At 62.1% G+C, this 20637-nt stretch carries 20 protein-coding genes; 12 read left to right on the top strand and 8 right to left on the bottom strand.

Annotated elements, in window-relative coordinates; genetic code table 11:
* The first annotated feature begins 19 nt into the window (after window positions 1-19).
* The 3 genes from metG to AB8A33_RS13090 are packed head-to-tail and all read left to right on the top strand — an operon-like array spanning window position 20 to window position 3195.
* Window positions 20-1585, top strand: coding sequence for a methionine--tRNA ligase (metG, locus tag AB8A33_RS13100; RefSeq protein WP_439093176.1), 1566 nt, complete (start codon window positions 20-22; stop codon window positions 1583-1585).
* A gap of 9 nt (window positions 1586-1594) precedes the next feature.
* Window positions 1595-2401, top strand: a complete 807-nt coding sequence (locus AB8A33_RS13095) for a TatD family hydrolase (protein WP_439093175.1) — start codon at window positions 1595-1597, stop codon at window positions 2399-2401.
* Window positions 2398-3195: an MBL fold metallo-hydrolase gene (locus tag AB8A33_RS13090; RefSeq protein ID WP_439093174.1), complete on the top strand. Its 798-nt coding sequence runs from the start codon at window positions 2398-2400 to the stop codon at window positions 3193-3195. The genes AB8A33_RS13095 and AB8A33_RS13090 overlap by 4 nt, the downstream gene beginning before the upstream one ends.
* Here the strand turns inward: AB8A33_RS13090 and AB8A33_RS13085 are convergent.
* The 4 genes from AB8A33_RS13085 to AB8A33_RS13070 all read right to left on the bottom strand — a co-directional run bounded on the left by AB8A33_RS13085 (window position 3176) and on the right by AB8A33_RS13070 (window position 8745).
* Window positions 3176-3862: a hypothetical protein gene (locus AB8A33_RS13085; RefSeq protein ID WP_439093173.1), complete on the bottom strand. Its 687-nt coding sequence runs from the start codon at window positions 3860-3862 to the stop codon at window positions 3176-3178. The two genes, AB8A33_RS13090 and AB8A33_RS13085, sit on opposite strands and share 20 nt — an antisense overlap.
* Before the next feature lie 184 nt (window positions 3863-4046).
* Window positions 4047-5696 carry an acyl-CoA synthetase gene (locus AB8A33_RS13080; RefSeq protein WP_439093172.1) on the bottom strand — a complete coding sequence of 550 codons (1650 nt, stop codon included), beginning with the start codon at window positions 5694-5696 and terminating at the stop codon, window positions 4047-4049.
* Between the two features lie 122 nt (window positions 5697-5818).
* Window positions 5819-7714, bottom strand: a complete 1896-nt coding sequence (locus AB8A33_RS13075; protein ID WP_439093171.1) for a TRAP transporter large permease — start codon at window positions 7712-7714, stop codon at window positions 5819-5821.
* Window positions 7715-7725: 11 nt separating this feature from the next.
* Window positions 7726-8745: a TRAP transporter substrate-binding protein gene (locus AB8A33_RS13070; RefSeq protein ID WP_175369049.1), complete on the bottom strand. Its 1020-nt coding sequence runs from the start codon at window positions 8743-8745 to the stop codon at window positions 7726-7728.
* 229 nt (window positions 8746-8974) lie between these two features.
* On the opposite strand from AB8A33_RS13070, the gene AB8A33_RS13065 reads away from it, so the two are divergent.
* On the top strand, window positions 8975-9748 hold the full coding sequence (locus AB8A33_RS13065; RefSeq protein WP_439093170.1) for an SDR family NAD(P)-dependent oxidoreductase: 774 nt from the start codon (window positions 8975-8977) through the stop codon (window positions 9746-9748).
* Window positions 9749-9893: 145 nt separating this feature from the next.
* On the opposite strand, the gene AB8A33_RS13060 is transcribed toward AB8A33_RS13065, so the two are convergent.
* Window positions 9894-10739: a helix-turn-helix transcriptional regulator gene (locus tag AB8A33_RS13060; RefSeq protein WP_439093169.1), complete on the bottom strand. Its 846-nt coding sequence runs from the start codon at window positions 10737-10739 to the stop codon at window positions 9894-9896.
* A 96-nt stretch (window positions 10740-10835) separates the two neighbouring features.
* On the opposite strand from AB8A33_RS13060, the gene AB8A33_RS13055 reads away from it, so the two are divergent.
* Entirely contained in the window at window positions 10836-11726 is an 891-nt protein-coding gene (locus AB8A33_RS13055) for an SDR family oxidoreductase (RefSeq protein ID WP_439093168.1), read from the top strand.
* A 193-nt stretch (window positions 11727-11919) separates the two neighbouring features.
* Here AB8A33_RS13055 and AB8A33_RS13050 read toward each other — a convergent pair whose 3' ends face one another.
* Both AB8A33_RS13050 and AB8A33_RS13045 read right to left on the bottom strand, forming a co-directional pair.
* The gene (locus tag AB8A33_RS13050; protein WP_439093167.1) at window positions 11920-13206 is read right to left on the bottom strand and encodes a serine hydrolase domain-containing protein; all 1287 of its coding nucleotides are present in this window, start codon (window positions 13204-13206) and stop codon (window positions 11920-11922) included.
* A 124-nt stretch (window positions 13207-13330) separates the two neighbouring features.
* On the bottom strand, window positions 13331-14089 hold the full coding sequence (locus AB8A33_RS13045) for a hypothetical protein (RefSeq protein ID WP_439093166.1): 759 nt from the start codon (window positions 14087-14089) through the stop codon (window positions 13331-13333).
* A 65-nt stretch (window positions 14090-14154) separates the two neighbouring features.
* Between AB8A33_RS13045 and nthA the strand changes: the two genes are divergently transcribed.
* Window positions 14155-14784 carry a nitrile hydratase subunit alpha gene (gene nthA / locus AB8A33_RS13040; protein ID WP_439093165.1) on the top strand — a complete coding sequence of 210 codons (630 nt, stop codon included), beginning with the start codon at window positions 14155-14157 and terminating at the stop codon, window positions 14782-14784.
* A complete protein-coding gene (gene nthB / locus AB8A33_RS13035) occupies window positions 14781-15440 on the top strand; it encodes a nitrile hydratase subunit beta (protein ID WP_439093164.1) in 660 nt (219 codons plus the stop codon). The genes nthA and nthB overlap by 4 nt, the downstream gene beginning before the upstream one ends.
* A 76-nt stretch (window positions 15441-15516) precedes the next feature.
* On the opposite strand, the gene AB8A33_RS13030 is transcribed toward nthB, so the two are convergent.
* Window positions 15517-16200, bottom strand: a complete 684-nt coding sequence (locus AB8A33_RS13030) for a Crp/Fnr family transcriptional regulator (protein WP_439093163.1) — start codon at window positions 16198-16200, stop codon at window positions 15517-15519.
* Window positions 16201-16460: 260 nt separating this feature from the next.
* On the opposite strand from AB8A33_RS13030, the gene AB8A33_RS13025 reads away from it, so the two are divergent.
* The 5 genes from AB8A33_RS13025 to AB8A33_RS13005 are packed head-to-tail and all read left to right on the top strand — an operon-like array spanning window position 16461 to window position 20634.
* Window positions 16461-16652, top strand: a complete 192-nt coding sequence (locus tag AB8A33_RS13025; protein WP_439093162.1) for a nitrate reductase — start codon at window positions 16461-16463, stop codon at window positions 16650-16652.
* 9 nt (window positions 16653-16661) lie between these two features.
* The gene (locus tag AB8A33_RS13020; RefSeq protein WP_439093161.1) at window positions 16662-16958 is read left to right on the top strand and encodes a chaperone NapD; all 297 of its coding nucleotides are present in this window, start codon (window positions 16662-16664) and stop codon (window positions 16956-16958) included.
* A 12-nt stretch (window positions 16959-16970) separates the two neighbouring features.
* Window positions 16971-19466, top strand: a complete 2496-nt coding sequence (gene napA / locus AB8A33_RS13015) for a periplasmic nitrate reductase subunit alpha (RefSeq protein WP_439093160.1) — start codon at window positions 16971-16973, stop codon at window positions 19464-19466.
* Window positions 19439-19933 carry a nitrate reductase cytochrome c-type subunit gene (locus tag AB8A33_RS13010; RefSeq protein WP_439093159.1) on the top strand — a complete coding sequence of 165 codons (495 nt, stop codon included), beginning with the start codon at window positions 19439-19441 and terminating at the stop codon, window positions 19931-19933. The genes napA and AB8A33_RS13010 overlap by 28 nt, the downstream gene beginning before the upstream one ends.
* Before the next feature lie 5 nt (window positions 19934-19938).
* Window positions 19939-20634, top strand: coding sequence for a NapC/NirT family cytochrome c (locus AB8A33_RS13005; RefSeq protein ID WP_439093158.1), 696 nt, complete (start codon window positions 19939-19941; stop codon window positions 20632-20634).
* Window positions 20635-20637: the final 3 nt, after the last annotated feature.

Genomic DNA, 20637 nt, shown 5'->3' with positions numbered 1-20637 from the left:
AAGGTCCGTAAAGTCAGCCATGACATCTGCAACCGATGCAACCCGACCGGCGTATTTTCTGACAACGCCGATCTTCTATCCCAACGGCGTGCCGCATATCGGTCATGCCTATACGGTCATGGCGACCGACACGATTGCCCGCTTCCAGAGGCTCGACGGTTACGACGTTCGCTTCCTGACCGGAACGGATGAGCATGGTCTGAAGATGCAGCAGACCGCCGTCAAGGAAGGCCTGTCACCGCTCGAACTGGCTGACCGGAATTCGGAGCGCTTCCGCGAGATGGATGTCGCGCTCAACATTTCCTATGACGACTATATTCGCACCACCGAGAAGCGCCACGAGCGCTCCGTTCAGGCGCTGTGGGTCGCGCTGGAGAAGGCCGGCGCGATCTATCTCGACAAGTATGCCGGCTGGTATTCGGTTCGCCAGGAAGCCTATTTCGACGAAGCGGAAACGACGCTCGGCGACGATGGTGTCCGGCGCGAGCCGCTCGGTTCGCCGGTCGAGTGGACCGAGGAGGAGACCTATTTCTTCCGTCTGTCAGCCTACCAGGACAAGCTGCTCGATCTATACGCGCGTGTTCCGGACTTCGTGTTGCCGCGCGAGCGCCTCAACGAAGTGACGAGTTTCGTCAGAGGCGGCCTGCAGGATCTGTCGATTTCGCGCACCACGTTCGACTGGGGCATCAAGGTGCCGGGTGCGCCCGGCCACGTGATGTATGTCTGGATCGATGCGCTCACCAACTACATCACGGCAGCCGGCTATCCGGATGTCGATGGCGAAAGCTTCAAGCGCTATTGGCCTGCCAATCTGCATGTGATCGGCAAGGATATTGTTCGCTTCCACGCGGTGTACTGGCCGGCATTCCTGATGGCTGCAGGGGTCGAGGTCCCGCATCGCGTCTTTAGTCACGGATTTCTTCTCAACCGTGGCGAGAAGATGTCGAAGTCGGTCGGTAACGTGGTCGATCCGATCGGCATGGCCCAGCAATATGGCGTCGATCAGATGCGCTATTTCTTCATGCGCGAAGTCTCGTTCGGACAGGACGGCAGCTACAATCACGAAGCCATCGTCAATCGGACCAATGCCGACCTCGCCAATGATCTCGGCAATCTCGCGCAACGCTCGCTGTCGATGATCGCCAAGCAATATGGCGGCGTGCTGCCGGAGCCCGGCGACTTCAGCGATAACGACAAGGCCATCCTGGCGCAGGCCGATGGCATGCTGGAACTCGCACGCACCGCGATGGCAACGCAGCAGATCCATCAGGCGCTGAATGCGGTCTGGGCTGTGGTTGCCGAAGCCAACCGCTATTTCGCGGGCGAGGCGCCGTGGGCGCTCGCCAAGACCGATCCGAAGAAGCAGGCCACGGTGCTTTACGTGACCGCCGAAGTCGTGCGGCAGGTCGCGATCCTGGCGCAGCCGGTGATGCCGGCGTCCTGCGCCAAGCTACTCGATGTGCTTGGCATCCCTGAGGGCGAACGCGACTTCGTGGCACTGGCCAACCGCATCAAGGCTGGCACGCAACTGCCGACACCGACCGGCGTATTCCCGCGCTATGTCGAGCCGGCGGCCGCGAGCTGAGTTGATGTGATGCTGGTCGATAGTCACTGCCATCTGGACTTTCCCGATTTCGCCGAAGACCTCGACGGCATTGTCGCGCGCGCGGAAGCCGCAGGCGTCGGGCGTATGGTGACGATCTCGACGCGGGTGCGCCGCCTGCCGGCACTGCTCGCGATCGCGGAACGCTTTCCGAACATCTATTGCTCGGTGGGCACCCATCCGCACAATGCCGACGAGGAAGACGGCATTTCCGCGGATGAGCTGATCGAACTGACCAAGCATCCGAAAGTCATCGCGCTCGGCGAAGCCGGGCTCGATAACTTCTACGAACACGGCTCATCAGGCGCGCAGGAGCGCGGCTTTCGCGCCCATATCGCCGCAGCCCGCGCGACCGGATTGCCGCTGGTGATCCATACGCGCGAGGCGGACGAGCAGTGCGGCGCCATTCTCGCAGACGAGATGACGAAGGGCGCGTTCAAGGCGGTGCTGCATTGCTACACCGGCGGACGGGAGCTGGCGATGAAAGCCATCGACATGGGTCTGTCGATCTCCTTCACGGGCATCATTACCTTCAAGAAGTCGCAGGAGCTGCGCGATCTCGCGGCTGAGATTCCCGCCGACCGCATCATGGTCGAAACCGACGCGCCGTATCTGGCGCCCGGCAAATGGCGCGGCAAGCGCAACGAGCCATCCTATGTGGTCGAGACGGCGAAGGTGCTCGCCGAAACGCGAGGCGTGTCGCTCGAAGAACTGTCGCGGCAGACCACCGAGAACTTCTTCCGCCTGTTCAGCAAGGCATCCGCCGAGAGCGCGCCTGGCACTGGCGTGCCGGCATGACGTTGGTGCTCACCATTCTCGGCTCGGGATCCTCGGCGGGTGTGCCGCGCCCGGCGCTGGGCTGGGGCGCCTGCGATCCCACCAATCCGAAAAACCGTCGCCGTCGTTGTTCGATGATGGCGGAGCGGATCGGGCCCGAGGGCGTCACGCGTGTGGTGATCGACACCTCGCCGGACCTGCGCGAGCAACTGATCGACGCTGATGTCGATGACATCGATGCGGTCTTCCTGACGCATGAGCATGCGGACCAGACCCACGGCATGGACGACCTGCGCTCGGTCGTGCTGAAGCGTCGCAAGCGTATCCCGGTCTATATGAACGCCTCGACGGCGAGTGATATCATGCTGCGCTTCGGCTACTGCTTTCAGTCGCCTCCCGGCAGCGACTATCCGCCGATCCTCGATCGCCTCAGCATCGAGGCCGGCGAGAGCCGTACCATCACGGGGAAGGGCGGCGACCTGACGTTGACACCGTTCCTGGTCCAGCATGGCAATATCCCGGCGCTGGGCTACCGGATCGGCAATACCGCCTATACGCCTGATCTCAACGACATCCCGGAAGAGAGCTGGCCGGCGCTCGAGGGTCTCGATCTCTGGATCGTCGACGGGCTGCGCTATACGCAGCATCCCAGCCATTTCAGCATCAGTGATGCGTTGCGCTGGCGCGACCGTTTCAAGCCGAAGCAGACGGTGATCACCAATATGACGGCGGATGTGGATTACGAGGCGGTGAAGGCGATGCTGCCCGAGGGCGTGATCCCGGCCTATGACGGGATCAGGCTGACGGTGGAATAGCCTGTGCGGCGAGCGCTTTCATGGCGGCGTTCTCAAGGATCACGACGCCGGTCTCGCGGTGATGCAGGGCGATCTCGGCAGCGATTGAACGGCCGATGTCACGCTGATCGACATTGCCGAACCGGCCCGGCACGAGTTGTCCCAGCCACTCCACCCATGCCGGAGTATGGGCGTTGCCGACGATAATGCCGGGGCGAAAGATGGCGAGGCGGGCGAAACCGACGTTGCGCACATTGTCTTCCTTCATGCCCATGACGCGGACGTAGCGAAATCGGCTTTGGGCAGTGCTTCCTACCGCGGAAAGTAGACAGAACTGGGCGATTCCGGCGTCATGGCAGCCACGCGCAAAGGCACCGACGACGCCGAGTTCAAGTCGTCGCAACTCTTCTTCGCTCCAGCGCATCGACCCGGAACCGACACCCACGCAGCTCACGGCGCTGACGGGACCCTGGCTTAAAACTTCACGGGCAAGGGCGGCAGCATGCTCGGCGAAGTCAGCAGCGCCGGTATCAAGAACGACGTTGCGCACCCGCGATCGCGCGGCGCTGGGCTTTCTGGTGATCATCACCACTTCCCGGCATTGGGGAATTGCCAGCAGCTCGGCGACCGCTGCGCCACCGACTTGGCCGGTCCCGCCGAGAATGATTGCTGCGAAGCTCTGCGTCATATGTGGGACCTCTGCGTCGGCAAGGGGACGACGAGACCCTTACACCAATCTCGTCATTCCGGGGCGCTCGCGCATCTTGCGCGGGCGAACCCGGAATCCAGAAGTGTTTTGAACATAACGGGATTCCGGGCTCGTGCTCTCGGCTTCGCCGAGACCCCGCCCCGGAATGACGAGTTTGCTGCAATCAGCTACTAAACGATGCCGTCGATTTCACCCGATCCCGCAGCATGAATTTCTGGATCTTGCCTGTCGACGTTTTCGGAATCACGCCGAACACCACCGCCTTCGGCGTCTTGAAGCCCGGCATTTGTGCGCGGCAGAACGCGATGATGTCGGCTTCCGTCGCCTCGGCATTCGTCTTCAGCTCGACGAAAGCGCACGGCACTTCGCCCCATTTGGCATCGGGCTTGGCGACCACGGCGGCGAATAGTACGGCCGGGTGTTTGTAGAGCACGTCCTCGACCTCCACCGACGAGATGTTCTCGCCGCCGGAGATGATGATGTCCTTGGAGCGGTCCTTGATGGTGACGTAGCCGGCGGCGTCGAGCACGCCGAGATCGCCGGTATGGAACCAGCCGCCTTCGAACGCCTCCTTGGTGGCCTTCTCGTTCTTCAGATAGCCCTTCATCACGATATTGCCGCGGAACATGACCTCGCCGATGGTTTCGCCATCGCGCGGCACTTCCTGCATGGTCTCGGGATCGATCACCGTGACGCCTTCCTGCAGATGGTACGGCACGCCCTGGCGGCGCTTGAGCTGGGCGCGCTCATCGGCGGGCAGGGCATCCCAGCCCGGCTGCTCCGCGCAGACCGAGGCGGGGCCGTAGACTTCGGTCAGGCCGTACACGTGGGTCAGCTTGATGCCGATCTTCTCGGCACCCGACAGCACCGCCATTGGCGGCGGCGCACCGGCGATTGACCCCTGCACCAGAGGACCACCGGAATAGACCGGCGCATCGGGCGCATTGATCAGCGTGTTGTAGACGATCGGCGCGCCGGACATGTGGGTGACGCCGTGCTCGCGCATCAGCGCGAATATCTTTGTCGGGTCGACCTTGCGCAGGCAGACATTGACGCCGGCACTCGCCGCCACGGTCCAGGGGAAGCACCAGCCGTTGCAGTGGAACATCGGCAGGGTCCAGAGATAGACCGGGTGCTGGCCGAGGCCGGCTGCGAGAATGTTGGAGACCGCGTTGAGATAGGCACCGCGATGATGCGTCACGACGCCCTTCGGATTACCTGTGGTCCCCGAGGTGTAGCCAAGCGCGATGGCGTCCCATTCGTCGAGCGGGAAGGCGCTGGTGAAATCGGGGCTGCCCTCGGCGAGAGCGGCTTCATATTCGAGTTCCCCGATCCGCTGGCCGCCGGCGAAGGAGGTGTCATCGACATCGATCACGGTCGGCCTCGGGCCGGTCATGAGGCCGAGGGCCTCAGTGATCACGCCGGAAAATTCCGGATCGGCCAGCAGCAGCCTGGCGCCGCCATGGTCGAGCTGGAACGCGATGGCCGCGGCGTCGAGCCGGATGTTCAGGGCGTTGAGCACGGCGCCCGCCATCGGCACTGCGAAATGCGCCTCATTCATTGCCGGCAGATTCGGGAGCATCGCCGCGACGGTGTCGCCCCGTCCGATGCCGCGCCCCGTCAGGAACGAGGCAAAGCGCCGGCAGCGTTTATAGGTCTGCGCCCAAGTGAAACGGCGGTCCTCATAGACCGTGCTGGTCAGGTTCGGATAAACCGCCGCGCTGCGCTTGAGAAAACTCAGCGGCGACAGCGGCACGAAGTTGGCCGGAGTCTGGTCGAGGCCGACGCTATAGGCGCCCTGATCTGGGATCATTTTTGAGACTCCTATATTCAATTCAGTAAGTTATGTAAGATATCTCATCTATCAGATTATCACAGAAATGATCTTCCAAAATTACGCGAGGTAATGATCATAACCTTCTGAAAGATTATATCTTAAAGGAATCCGATCGATATCCATGGGAAGATTGCGACGATGATCAGGCCGATCAGCAGCGCCAGCAGATAGCCGAGGATTGGCCGGATGCCTTCCGCGGGATCGACACGGCCGATGGCGCAGGCGGCATAGTAGCCGACACCGAAGGGCGGCGCGAACAGTCCGATGCCCATAGCGAGGATGACCACCATCGCATAATGGACCTCGTGAACGCCGACCAGCCGCGCGATCGGGAACAGCAGCGGCCCGAACAGGACGATGGCCGGGATGCCTTCCAGCACGCTGCCGAGGATCACGAAGGCCACGATAGACACCGCAATGAAGGTAGCGCCGCCGCCGGGCAAGCCCGTCATGGCCGCCGCCAGCGAGCGCGAGAAGCCGGACTGGGTGAGGCCCCAGGCCATGCCGGTCGCAGTTCCGATGATCAGCAGGATTGCGCCGGAGAGGCAGGCCGTATCGACCAGCATCGGCTTCAGCCGGCTCCAGTCGAACTGGCGATAGATCAACAGGCCCGCCAGCACAGCGTAGACGATGCCAATGGTGGAGACTTCCGTTGCGGTCGCCACACCTTCGACCACGGCAGCGCGGATCACGAAAGGCAGTGCGATGGCCGGCACCGAGATGATGAAGGCCTTGAAGATGTCGCGCCCGGACGCCCGCTTCACATGGCTGAGATCCTCACCGCGATAGCGCCACCACACCAATGCGCCGAGCGTGATCGCCAGCACGACGCCCGGCAGCAAACCGCCGGTGAACAGCGCCGAGATCGAGACGCCGGTCACCGAACCGATGGTGATCAGCACCAGGCTCGGCGGGATGGTTTCGGTCTGGGCGCCGGTGGCCGAGAGCAGGGCGACGAGATCGCCCGGCTTGGCGCCGCGCGCCTTCATTTCCGGGAACAGCACTGGCGCTACCGCCGCCATGTCGGCGGCCTTGGAACCGGAAATACCGGAGACGAGATACATCGCACCGATCAGCACGTAATGGAGACCACCCCGGACATGGCCGAGCAGGCTGGCGAGGAACGCCACCATGGCGCGGGCCATGCCGGTCATCTCGATCAGCAAGCCCAGGAACACGAACAGCGGCACTGACAGCAGGATGAGGTGGCTCATGCCCTCGTCCATGCGGCCGACCAGCACCATCATCGGCGTCCGTGTGGTCAGCGCCATATAGCCGAAGATTGCGAGGCCAAAACCGAAGGCAATCGGCACGCCGGCAAATACGCAGAGCGCCACGACGCCGACGAAGAAGATGATCAGGTTGAGATTGCCGAGGGTCCGCAGCAGCGGCTCGGCAAGCCAGAACAGGCCAATGATCGCCACGACGGTGCCGAGCGCTGTCAGCACGGTGCGAACCTGCCCGTAGCGCACCAGCCGCAGCAGCGCGAAGACGATCATCAGTGAGATGCCGACCGGCAGCGCGGCCGCGCGAAAGCTGTTGGCGATCTGCAGTGCAGGCGTGGTGATGTAGCTTTCCTCGTAGGCGTATTCGAAGGACGGCGCGACGATCATCAACAGGAAGGCGAGTGCGGCGCAGGTCCCGACGACATCGAGAAAGGCCCACATCCGGGGGCCGACAGACGCCACCAGTGCGGTCATCCGCATATGTTCGCCGCGCCGGAACGCAACGGCGGAGCCGAGCATGGCGAGCCACAGGAACAGGATCGAGGACAGCTCGTCGGACCAGATCAGCGGGCGGTGGAAGCCGTAACGGGCCACCACGCCGATGAACAGGATGATCACCTCCGCCACCACCAGCAGCGCCGCGGGAATCTCGACGAGATGGCCGAGGGTGCGGTCGATGGATGTCAGGATGGCGTCGCGGCGGGAGAGGGAGTCCCCCTCCACGCTGGACGCCCCGCTTTCGAGGGCGGAGATGTCATGCACGGCCATAATGGTTCCGATCAGCCGAGCTTGCCGACAGCTTTCTCGAGGATGGCCCAGGCTTCGTCGCCATACTTGCCCTGCCATTCCTTATAGAAGCCGGCCGATTTCAGCTTGTCGCGGAACGGGCCGGGCTCGAGCTCATTGAAGGCCAGCCCCTTGGATTCCAGCTCGCCGCGCAGATTGGCGTTGAGCTTGGCGACGTCCTCGCGCTCCTTCATGCCGGCGGCATTGATGTTCTTGGCGACGATGTCGCGCAGATCGGCCGGCAGCTTCTCCCAGGCGCGGCGGTTGGCCAGGAACCAGTAGCCGTCCCACATGTGGTTGGTCAGCGAGCAGAACTTCTGCACTTCGTAGAACTTCGCCGTCGAGATGATCGCCAGCGGGTTTTCCTGGCCTTCGACGACCTTGGTCTGCATCGCCGAATAGACTTCGCTGATATTGATCGAGGCGGGCGCACTGTCGAACGCCTTGAACATCGAGGTCCAGAGCGGCGACACCGGCACGCGGATCTTGAAGCCCTTCAGGTCGTCCGGGCTCTTGATCGGCTTCGTGGACGAGGTGATTTCGCGAAAACCGTTGTCCCAGATCTTGTCCATGACTACGAGATTGGCCTTGGTGATCTCCTTGCGGATATAGGCGCCGAGATCGCCATCCATGGCCTTCCAGACCGTGTCGTAATTCGGGAACGCGAAGCCGATGCCGTTGATCGAGGCGGCCGGGACCAAGGTCGCCAGGATCAGGCCGGACAGCGTGAAGAACTCGACGCCGCCGGAGCGGATCTGGCTCAGCATGTCGGTGTCGGAGCCGAGCTGGTTGTTCGGAAACACCTGCAGGTCGACCTTGCCGTTGGTCTCGGTCTTGATCGCCGCCGACATCTCGCGGGCGCGGATGTTCATCGGATGCGTATCGGGCAGGTTATTGGCGTATTTGTAGACGTATTCGGCCTGCTGCGCGCGCGCGATGAACGGCATGCTGACGCCGCCAAATGCGGTCGCGGCAGCCGATGCCTTCAACAGAGTCCGGCGTGAAATCGTCATTTTGTTTCTCCCAACCACTTCTTTGTTTGCCTTTGTGAGGCGCAAGGGCCCTTGCCGTCTGGTCATCATGCCCGGGCTGCCCGGTCAAGCCTTTTCGCAGTGCGACCAAAGGCCAAAGCCCAATAGAGGACGTCGGCGCACGGCTTTTGCACCGCGCGAATTTGTGGGAAGCATCGCGCGACTGAAGCCGCCGGCAGCCGGGACCGGTGGAGAAACGCAAGGACAGCATATGAATAGGGATCACGGCGTAGCGATCATCACCGGCGGCGCATCGGGAATCGGTTTGGCGATCGCTAAGGCGGCCGTGGGCGAGGGATGGAAGGTGCTCCTCGCCGACCTCACCCAGCCTGCTCTGGATGCCGCCAAGGCCCAGGTCGACGCCATCAAAGCCGGTGTGACCAAAACCGTCGTCATGGATGTGGCCAATGAAGACGCCGTGATTGCTGGCCTGAAGGACTGCGAAGCCGGTTTCGGCCCGGTGCGTGGTCTGGTGAATTCCGCCGGCATCGGTCGTCAGGTGCCGTTCTTCGAAACCTCCGTGAAACTCTTCCGCGAGATCCTCGACATCAATCTGGTCGGCACCTTTGCCGTTGCCAAGGAAGCTGCGCGGATGATGAAAGCCCATGGTGGCGGCGCCATCGTCAACGTGGCATCGGTGTCGGGTCTGCGCGGCAATATCGAGCGCGCGGCCTATGGCGCCTCCAAGGGAGGCGTCATCACGCTGACCCAGGTGATGGCCTGCGAACTGGCGCCGCTGAAGATCCGCGTCAATGCCATTGCGCCGGGCCCGTTCGAGACGCCGATGGTGCAGGAGATGCACACGGCGGCGACGCGCGAAGGCTGGATGCAGGTGGTGCCGCAGCGGCGTTACGCCGAGCCGGAGGAGGTCGCGGGTGCTGCGATGTTCCTGCTGGATGACAACAAGTCGAGCTTCGTCACCGGGCACGTTCTCAATGTCGATGGTGGCTTTGCCGCACATGGGTTGCTGCCGAAATATCCGTAGGAGCAAACAAAGCTCCGTCATGGCCGGGCTTGTCCCGGCCATCCACGCCTTTCTTCTCTCGCAGCCCAGACGTGGATGCCCGGCACATCTAGCGAAGCTCGCTTCGCGCTGGCTGGGCATGACGATGAAGACGGGCGTTAGAGCGTTAGCTTTTCGCCGCGATCAGCGCCTTCATTCGCTCGGCATCCGCATTCGTCGCCGGTGTGTAGACCACCATGCCCAAATTTGGCTGGCCATCGACCGAGAATGTCGAATAGGTCATCGTGAATGGCCCGACGGCGGGATGATTCACATGCTTCTTGCCTTCGCCATAGCTACCGACATCGTTGTCCTGCCACATGGCCGCGAAGTCGGGGCTGATCCGGCACAGTTCGTCGATCAATGTCTGGGCGCGTTGTGATGCGCCGCTGCGCGTGATGTCGGCGCGAAATGCTGCCACGGCGAAACGTGCATCATTCTCCCAGTCCGGCATCTTGGCGCGGACATTCGGACGGCAGAACAGGATGCGCAGGACGTTACGGTCTTCGGGCGCTATGTTCGGATAGTCGCCAAGCACGGCCAGCGCCGCACGATTCCAGGCCACGATATCCCAGGTCGCATTGCGCACGACTGCAGCGCTGAACTCCATCGAATCCAGCACGCGCTGCAGCGTCGGCGTGACGATATCGGACGGCTCGTAGTGGACTTCCGGCAGCCTGTGCTGCGCCAGCAGAAACAGATGCTCGCGCTCGACTGCCGATAGTTCCAGCGCGCGTGAGATGCGGTTCAGCACATCGGCCGATGGCGCGCCGCCGCGGCCTTGTTCGAGCCATGTGTACCAGGTGGCGCTGACATTGGCGCGCTGCGCGACTTCCTCGCGCCGCAGCCCTGGCGTGCGGCGTCGCTCCGACGAAAAACCGAACGCCACGGGATCGAGCTTGGCGCGACGATCCCTGAGATAGGCGCCCAGCGGATTGGCGCTTGGGCTCTGAGATGTTTCGGCAATCGTCATGTTAAGCCTGTTAGTCGCGATACCCGTATAACGTCACGGCTTCACGCAGTGTAGCGCAGGACCGATACATCCGCGCAGTCACGAGAGGAATATCACATGCGTGTTTTCGTTACCGGCGCTTCGGGCTTTGTCGGATCTGCCATCGTTCAGGAACTGATCGGCGCCGGTCATCAGGTGCTCGGTCTCGCGCGCTCGGACGCATCCGCCAAGGCGCTGGCCGAAGTGGGTGCGCAGATCCATCGCGGCGATCTGGAAGATCTGGACAGCCTGCGCTCCGGCGCCGCCAATTCCGACGGCGTGATCCATACGGCGTTCATCCACGACTTCTCGAGGTTCAAGGAAAACAGCGCGATCGACGCGCGCGCCATCGAGACGCTTGGCGACGTGCTGGCGGGCTCCGATCGGCCCTTGATCGTGACCTCCGGCATGGCTTTCATCGCGCCCGGACGGCTCGCGACCGAAGATATGGGCCCGTCGAGCGCGTCGCCGAGCCCGCGCGTATCGGAGCAGGTCGCCGAACGTCTGGCGGCACGCGGCGTGCGCGCTTCGTCGGTCCGGCTGCCGCCATCGGTCCATGGCAATGGCGACCATGGCTTCGTGCCGATGCTGATCAATATCGCGCGGGAGAAGGGCGCCTCGGCCTACTTCGGCGACGGTCTCAACCGCTGGCCCGCGGCACACCGGCTGGACGTCGCCCGGCTCTACAGGCTCGTCCTCGAGCACGGTTCCGCCGACATTCGCTATCACGCCAGCGCCGAACAAGGCGTTGCATTTCGTGAGATTGCCGAGATCATCGGTCGTCACCTGAACCTGCCAGTCGTCTCGAAATCGCCGGCCGAAGCCGCCGATCACTTCGGCTGGTTCGCAGGCTTCGCATCGATGGATGCGCCGGCATCCAGCGACTGGACACAACAGCAGCTTGGGTGGCGACCAACGCAGTCAGGATTGATCTCGGACCTCGATCACGTCAGATATTTCGGCGGCTGAAGATGCAATGACGTGGGGCCACAAACTGGCTGGAATGGCTGCGCATTCAACCGAATATCGCAACAATTTGAGCTAAGTCTCTGGGATCGCTATGTGATAATATATTCCATAATATACCTTATGCGAATCCGAAATGTGGACGTGTGGTCCCAGTTTCAGTTCTCTTAAAGCCGCGACCCCGGCCACGCTCCCGCTACTTCCTGATCGCGTCGTAAACCAGCGTCTTCAGGATCGGCTGAATGCGGCCGCGCTGGGTCGGTGTCTGCACCATCAGAATCATCACCATGTCCTGATCGGGATAGGTCCAGAAATACGTCCCGGCGGCGCCACCCCAGGCCATCTCGCCAACAAAGCCGGGAACGCCGTCGTCGCCGGGTCCGGTACGGACGCCGAAGCCGAGGCCGTAACCGAAGCCGGCGCCCGGATAGTAATAAGCCCAGGGCTTCACATCGCTGGCCGGTGCGACCTGGTTCTGGCGCATCAGCTGGACCGACTCGGGCTTGAGGATTCGGACACCGTCGAGCGTGCCGCCATTGATCAGCATCTGCAGGAAGCGCGCGTAATCGCCCGTGGTGGCATTGAGCCCGCCTCCTCCGGATTCCCATTTTCGCTTCACCGTGGGATTGCTGATGGTCTCGTTGCCGATGATGCGGTCAGTCGGCATCGGCTGCGCAATCCGCGGCGCTTTGGCGGGGTCGAGCACGTAGTAGCCGGTGTCCGTCATGCCTAGCGGATCGAACAGATACTCTTTCTGAAAATCGTACAGCGACTGGCCTGATGCGATCTCGATGACGCGGCCGAGCAGATCGGTCGAATGACCGTAGTCCCAGACCGTGGCCGGCTGATAGGCCAGCGGCAGTTTCGCAAGCCGTGCTGCAAAGTCGGCATTGTCGAAATCGCCGTCGAACAGGCCGGCATCGAGATAAAGCTGCGTGATCAGCCCGAGATTGGTGAAGGCCGAACTGATGCCGGACGACTGCCGCATCAGATCGAGCACGGTGATCGGCTTCAGCGCCGGTGTGAAGTCGAGATAGGGTTTGCCGCTGGCATCCGTGCGTTCGGTCGCGACCTGCGGATGCGCATAGGCCGGAATGTATTTGGCGATGGGATCGTCGAGCTTGAGCTTGCCCTGCTCGACCAGCATCATTGCCGCGACCGATGTCACGGGCTTCGACATCGAATAGAGCCGGAAGATCGTATCGGTCGTCATCGGAGCCATGGTCGCGGGATCGCGGACACCAAAGCCCTCATAATAGACCGGCTTGCCGCGGTGCTGGATCAGCATGATCGCGCCGGCGAGATGGCCTTGGCCGACCTCGCGGTCGAGCATTTCGGTGACGCGGTTCAGGCCGTCCTGGGAAAAGCTGCTGAGATCAGGCTTGTCGGTCAGCAGGCTGGTGCTTGCCAATGCGGGCGTGACCAGCGCCGCAGCGACGGTGAAGATGGACAGGAAGTCGCAAGATCGTCGCAAGATTGACACTGGATTTCCGCAAGCGGGCTTGAACACGGTCGGACACTAACACCGAGATATTTCAGATACTTGTCGGAAAATCACGCAATTTTCCGATATCGCGGTTTTACCGCGATCGATGGCCTCGTGTGGATCACAAATGCGCGCCGGGTTTGCTCACGCTTCCCGGCGGCGGAAACCGGATCGTGGTGCCCAAGGTGATCCAGTTCGAATTCTCGCCGGTGATGTTGCGGCCATAGATCACGTCAACGGAGAATATCTCGTTGGGCCGATAGCGCACGCCGGTCTGGATCCGCGGCTGGATCACGCTGGCGAATTCGGCGCGGCCCGCCTGCCCGTATAACTCGACCGTGTATTCCAGCACGTCGGTGAACTTCCAGTCGAAGCCGACGCCATAGGTGAAGTAGTGGCGATCAAGCACGCGGTCCCACAGCCAGCCGGCATTGAGATTGATGCGTGTGGTTTCGGAAAAGCGATAGGTCGCCGGAATTTCCGCGAACACCGCGGTGTTTTGGCCGGTCATGGCGTCGAAGGTGCCGCTGGCCAGGGCCGATACGCCGAATTTTCCGATTCCCGTCGGCTCGAGGTTGATCTTCGCCTTGGGCGCCAGCGTGGTGCTGAAATCACCGTCAGAGCGGCTGTAATTGGTGAGCACGCTGAGTTCGACCGGCCGCGTGATTTCGACCACGCAGGACGGATTGGCCACGGCCGCAAAGTCGCTGTTGGTGGCCATCGAATACCAGCTCTCGACCTTGCAGGAGCCGAGGTCCGAAATATCCGCCGCATCGACCGCATAGGCGCCGTTGGCCGCCTCCGCCTGACCACCCGCCACCGGCAGCGCGACCAGAACGAAACCGACCAGCGCCAGCGCGCGATAATGAGGAGCAGCCATGTCGCAGGACTAGCTGAGTCCCGAAATCCTCGACAGAACAATCGCGCCTCGCTTATCCTGATGGCATGACCGAACACCATCATCACGACCACGATCACGACCATTCCGAATTGTCGGACACCGAGCTGCGCGTCCGTGCACTCGAGACCATCCTGACCGAGAAAGGCTATATCGATCCGGCGGCGCTGGACGCGATGATCCAGGCCTATGAGACCAAGATCGGGCCGCATAACGGCGCCCTAGTGGTGGCCAAGGCCTGGACCGATCCCGCCTTCAAGGCCGCGCTGCTCGCCGATGGTTCTGCGGCGGTCGGCACCCTCGGCCATGTCAGTCGCACCGGCGATCATCTCGTGGTGGTCGAAAACACGCCCGAACGTCACAACATGATCGTGTGCACACTGTGCTCCTGTTACCCTTGGGAAATGCTTGGCCTGCCCCCGGTCTGGTACAAGGCGGCGCCCTATCGCTCCCGCGCGGTGAAGGATCCGCGCGGCGTGCTGGCCGACTTCGGCTTTTCGATTCCGAACGACACTGAAATCCGTGTCTGGGATTCGACCGCTGAAACCCGCTTCCTGGTGTTGCCGATGCGACCTGCAGGCACCGAGGGCTGGAGCGAAGCGCAGCTCGCCGACATCGTCACGCGCGACTCCATGATCGGGACGGGTCTCGTTCGAACGCCGGGAGCGCCCTCATGAACGGCGTCCACGACATGGGCGGCATGGACGGTTTCGGCAAGGTCGAGCCGGAGCCGAACGAGCCGATGTTTCATGCTGAATGGGAATCTCGCGTGCTGGCCATGGTGCGCGCCATGGGCGCGGCAGGCGCCTTCAACATCGACGCGTCGCGCTTCTACCGCGAAACGCTGCCGCCGGAGATCTATCTTTCCAGCAGCTACTACAAGAAATGGTTTCTCGGCCTTGAGGACATGCTGGTCGAACGCGGCTTCCTTGCTGCGGACGAGGTCAAGGCTGGCCACGCATCTGTGCCGCCGAAGCCACTGAAGCGCGGCAACTTCACCGTTGATAGTGTCGAGCGCGTGCTGACCCGCGGTTCATTCACGCGCCCTGCTTCGGCGCCTGCCGCATTCGCGATCGGTGATCGCGTGCGGATGAAGAACATCCATCCGACCACCCATACGCGCTTGCCGCGCTATGTCCGCGGTCATGTCGGTGTGATCGAGCGGATACACGGCGCCCATGTCTATCCCGACACCGCGGCGCATGAGCAAGGCGAAAATCCGCAGTGGCTTTACACCGTCGTGTTCGACGGCGCCGAACTGTGGGGACCCGATGGCGATCCGACGCTGAAGGTCTCGGTCGAGGCGTTCGAGCCATATCTCGACCCGGCGTGATGGGCGGCGGCATCGGCCGCCATCGCCTGCAGGTTGGGATCGACCCCGGTGTAAGTCGCCTCAGAGCGCCCGCGCGTCACCCCGCCAGGCCTGCGAGTCTCGCGGGATCGATGACCGTCAACCGGCCGCGACCGGCTTTCAGGATCAGCATCCGGTTCCAGGCCGAAACGGTGCGGCTGACCGTGAACAGCGTGGTGTCGCTGAGTTCGGCCAGCTCCTGGCGCGAGATCCTCAGTTCGATCGGAACGCAATCACCATCCGGATCTCCTTCCCTTACCAGGCGCAGAACGATCCGTGCGATGCGTCGATGGGCGTTCTCACTCGTTGCCTCGTGAAGACGGCGCAGCAGGTGATCGGTTTGCCGCCCGACGATACCGAGGACATTGATCGCGAGCTGCGGGACAACATGCATCAGCCCGCTGAAGCGATCCGCGGACCAGCATAAAAGCTCGGTCGCGACTGTCGCGCGCAGGGTTGTCGGGTGAGAAAAATTGCCGAACACCGATGCGGCTCCGGCGAGATCGCCGGGTCGCATGAATTGCAGCGTTTTCTGCGCGCCATGTGTATCGATCATCGTCTTTTTGAGCTGACCATCGATGACCACAGCGATCATCACCGGTGCGTCGCCCTGTTGCCAGAGCGGAAAGCCGCAATCCAGAACATGCTTTCTGCCGGCTTCGATGATGATACCGCGTGAGCCCTCGTCCAGGCTCGCAAAAAGCGGCGTTTGACCAAACGACTTGCACATCTCACGATCCATTGCTCGCCTTCCGGAACGAGCGATTTCGCTGAGCTGCTGTCGCAATCAGATAAAACTGTCATCAAAGATTCTGATGCGAGCGGCTCTGCACGGCGACATCGCGATCAGAACACCGATATCAAATAATTCCTCCGCAGAGTTTGTTGTTTGATCCAGCGCAAAGAAGGTGGGCGCTGCAGCAGGCATATTGCCCTTGCTCTAGGCGAATCTCGCCTCTTCTCCAGGCATATGGCCGCAAACCGAAGGGGGAGCGTATGGTGATGGACCAGAATATCGCTCAGCCTGCAGAGGCTCAAAGACGCAACAGCCGCATGTCGGAGTTGCTCGTCTTTTTCACGATCGTCGTTCTCATCTGGCCCGTCGTCGCGGTGGGCGTGGTCGGCGGTTACGGCTTTCTGGTCTGGATGACCCAGCTGATTTTCGGCCCGCCTGGCCCGCCTCTGCTTCACTAGGACTTTCACATGACAGACAAATTCACCAGACGCGCTCTGTTGACCGGCGCGACCACCGGCGCATCCGCGCACGACAATGAGCACATTTCCAGCGCCGTCGTGTCGGTGCTTCCAGCCCATATCGACGCGGTATCTGCGCGGTTGTCGAGCCTTCCCGGTGTCGAGATACATCACCGCACGGCCTCCAAACTCGTGGCGGTCCTCGAAGGGCCAGGCAGCGGCGCACTAGGTGCGATGCTCGCTGACATCTCATCATGGCCGGGCGTGCTCTCGGCCAACATGGTCTTCGAACAGCGTCTCGATTAGGAGAACGACGAAATGCCCCTTTCGCGGCGTGATCTACTCAAGGCCCAGGCAGCGGCTGTCGCTGCAGCGGCGGCTGGCATCAACCTTCCGGCAGCCGCACAATCGATTGCCGGCGGCGTCGGGTCGTTATCCATCAAATGGTCGAAGGCGCCGTGCCGGTTCTGCGGTACCGGTTGCGGTGTCATGGTCGGCGTCAAGGACAACAAGGTCGTCGCCACCCATGGCGACACGCTGGCGGAAGTGAATCGCGGCCTGAACTGCATCAAGGGCTACTTCCTCTCCAAGATCATGTACGGCGCCGACCGCCTGACCACGCCCCTCCTCCGTAAGAAGAACGGCGTGTTCGACAAGAACGGCGAACTCACGCCGGTGAGCTGGGACGAAGCATTCGACACCATGGCGCAGCGCGCCAAAGCGACGCTGAAAGAAAAAGGACCGACTGCGATCGGCATGTTCGGATCGGGCCAGTGGACGATCCTCGAAGGTTATGCCGCGACCAAGCTGATGCGCGCGGGCTTCCGCTCCAACAATCTCGATCCCAATGCGCGGCATTGCATGGCCTCTGCGGCTGTAGGCTTCATGCGCACCTTCGGCATGGACGAGCCGATGGGCTGCTATGACGACTTCGAGGCCGCCGATGCCTTCGTGCTATGGGGCTCGAACATGGCCGAGATGCATCCCATCCTGTGGACGCGCCTCACCGATCGCCGCCTTGGTCATCCGCATGTGAAAGTCGCGGTGCTCTCGACTTTCACGCATCGCAGCTCTGACCTCGCTGACATCCCGATCGTGTTCAAGCCAGGCACTGATCTGGCCATTCTCAACTTCATCGCCAACCACATCATTTCGACCGGTCGCGTGAATACCGAATTCGTCAACAACCACACGACTTTCGTGAAGGGCACGACAGATATCGGCTACGGGCTGCGTCCCGAACATCCGCTGGAGAAGAAAGCCAAGGGCGCAGCCACAGCCGGAGCGACGACGCCAATCGATTTCGCGGCCTACGCCGAATTCGTGAAAGACTATTCGCTCGAGAAGGTGTCGAAGCTGACCGGTGTCGAGCCCGGCTTCCTGCTGGAGCTCGCTGAGCTCTACGCCGATCCAAAGCGCAAGGTGATGTCGCTCTGGACCATGGGTTTCAACCAGCATGTCCGCGGCGTCTGGGCCAATCAGCTCGTCTACAACATCCATCTGCTGACCGGAAAAATCTCCGAGCCGGGCAACTCGCCGTTCTCGCTGACGGGCCAGCCATCGGCTTGCGGTACGGCGCGCGAGGTCGGTACCTTCGCGCACCGCCTCCCCGCCGATATGGTGGTGACCAATCCGGAGCACCGCAAGCACGCTGAAGAAATCTGGCGCGTGCCGCATGGCCTCCTGCCCGACAAGGTCGGTTATCACGCCGTCGAGCAGGACCGCATGCTGCATGACGGCAAGCTGAACTTCTACTGGGTTCAGGTAAACAACAATGTGCAGGCGGCGCCCAACAGTTCGGGCGAGACCTATCCGGGCTACCGCAACCCTGCCAACTTCATCGTCGTGTCGGATGCCTATCCGACGGTGACGGCGATGTCCGCCGATTGCGTGCTGCCGGCGGCGATGTGGGTCGAGAAGGAAGGCGCCTATGGCAATGCCGAACGACGCACCCATGTCTGGCGCCAGTTGGTCAATGCGCCCGGCCAGGCGCGCTCGGATCTCTGGCAGCTAATGGAGTTCTCCAAGCGCTTCACGACGGACGAAGTGTGGCCCGCCGCCCTCCTCGACGCCAATCCGAACTACAAGGGCAAGACGCTGTTCGATGTGCTGTATCGCAACGGCGAGGTCGATAAGTTTCCCGTCAGCGAAATCCCCACTGACTATAGCAACCACGAGTCCAAGGATTTCGGTTTCTATGTGCAGAAGGGGCTGTTCGAGGAATATGCCACGTTCGGCCGCGGCCACGGCCACGACCTTGCGCCCTGGGACACCTATCACGAGGTGCGCGGCCTTCGCTGGCCGGTGGTCAATGGCAAGGAGACCAAGTGGCGCTACCGCGAAGGTCTCGATCCCTACGTCAAGCCGGGCAAGAAGGTCGAATTCTACGGCAACCCGGACGGACGCGCGCGCATCATCGCGGTGCCGTACGAGCCGCCGGCCGAGTCGCCCGATGCTGAGTTCGATCTCTGGCTGGTAACCGGCCGCGTGCTGGAGCACTGGCATTCCGGTTCTATGACCATGCGCGTGCCTGAGCTCTACAAGGCTTTTCCCGGCGCACGCTGCTTCATGCATGCCGAGGATGCGCGTGCACGCGGCCTGAACCAGGGCGCCGAAATCCGGCTGATGTCGCGGCGTGGTGAGATCCGCACGCGCGTCGATACGACCGGCCGCAACCGGATGCCCCGCGGCGTGGTGTTCGTGCCGTGGTTCGATGCCAGCCAGCTGATCAACAAGGTCACGCTGGATGCAACCGACCCGATCTCCAAACAGGCGGACTTCAAGAAATGCGCGGTCAAGATCGTTTCCGTTTAAGTGCGATGAAGACGGTCATCGCGGCAATCATCGCCGGCGCCATGGTGCTGGTGTCCGGTGCGATCTACGCGCAGTCTGTTCAGACTGCGCCGCAGATCGTTCCGCGCGTCACCGGCGCAGCGCAGCCGATGGGCGAAGTTCCTGCGCCGCCCTTCCCGCGGCCTGTCACCGACGACAAGCGCGTGATGCGGAACTATCCGGAGCAGCCGCCAGTCATTCCGCATTCGATCGAGAACTATCAGCTCACGCTGCGGGCCAATCGCTGTCTTGAGTGCCATCGCCGCGAATATACCGAAGGCTCCGGTGCGCCGATGATTAGCATTACGCATTTCATGGATCGCGATGGCCAGATGCTCGCCGATGTGACACCGCGACGCTATTTCTGCACGGCCTGTCACGTGCCGCAAACCGATGCGCGTCCGCTCGTCCCGAACACCTTCACCGACATGAAGGCATCCGGCAGGTGAGCGCCATGAAGTGGTTGATATCCAAGTTTCTGTGGTTCTGGCGCATCGCCAGCCGACCGGCCACGCATATCAGTCTCGGCGTGCTGGCGCTGGGCGGCTTCCTCGGTGGCGTGATCTTCTGGGGCGGTTTCAATACGGCGCTGGAGGTCACCAATACCGAGAAATTCTGCACCGGCTGCCATGAGATGCGTGACAACGTGTATCAGGAGCTGCAGCGAACCCCGCATTTTGCCAACCGGTCCGGCGTGCGTGCCACCTGTCCGGATTGTCATGTGCCGCATAACTGGACCGACAAGATCGCGCGCAAGATGCAGGCATCGAAGGAAGTGTGGGGCAAGATCTTCGGGACGATCTCGACGCGCGAGAAGTTCCTCGACATGCGTCTGGAGCTTGCGAAACATGAATGGTCGCGCCTGAAGGCCAATGACTCGCTGGAATGCCGCAACTGCCATTCGGCGATCGCGATGGATTTCACCAAACAGGCGCCGCGCGCGGCGGCGATCCATGCCAAGTACCTCGTCACCGGCGAGCGTACCTGCATCGATTGCCACAAGGGCATCGCGCATGAATTGCCTGACATGACCGGGATCGAGCCCGGCTGGAGTGCGCCGGCCGAGCTTCGCGACCGCCACAGCCACCACGTTCCGGATGCGGATCGGTTGTCGCGCTATCTGGCATCGGTGAAGGAGGCGCAGCCATAGGGT

The sequence above is a fragment of the Tardiphaga sp. 813_E8_N1_3 genome, assembly GCF_051811025.1.
Taxonomy (GTDB): Bacteria; Pseudomonadota; Alphaproteobacteria; order Rhizobiales; family Xanthobacteraceae; genus Tardiphaga.
The sequence above is the reverse complement of the archived record's forward strand: the minus strand, read 5'-3'. Positions and strand labels throughout refer to the sequence as shown.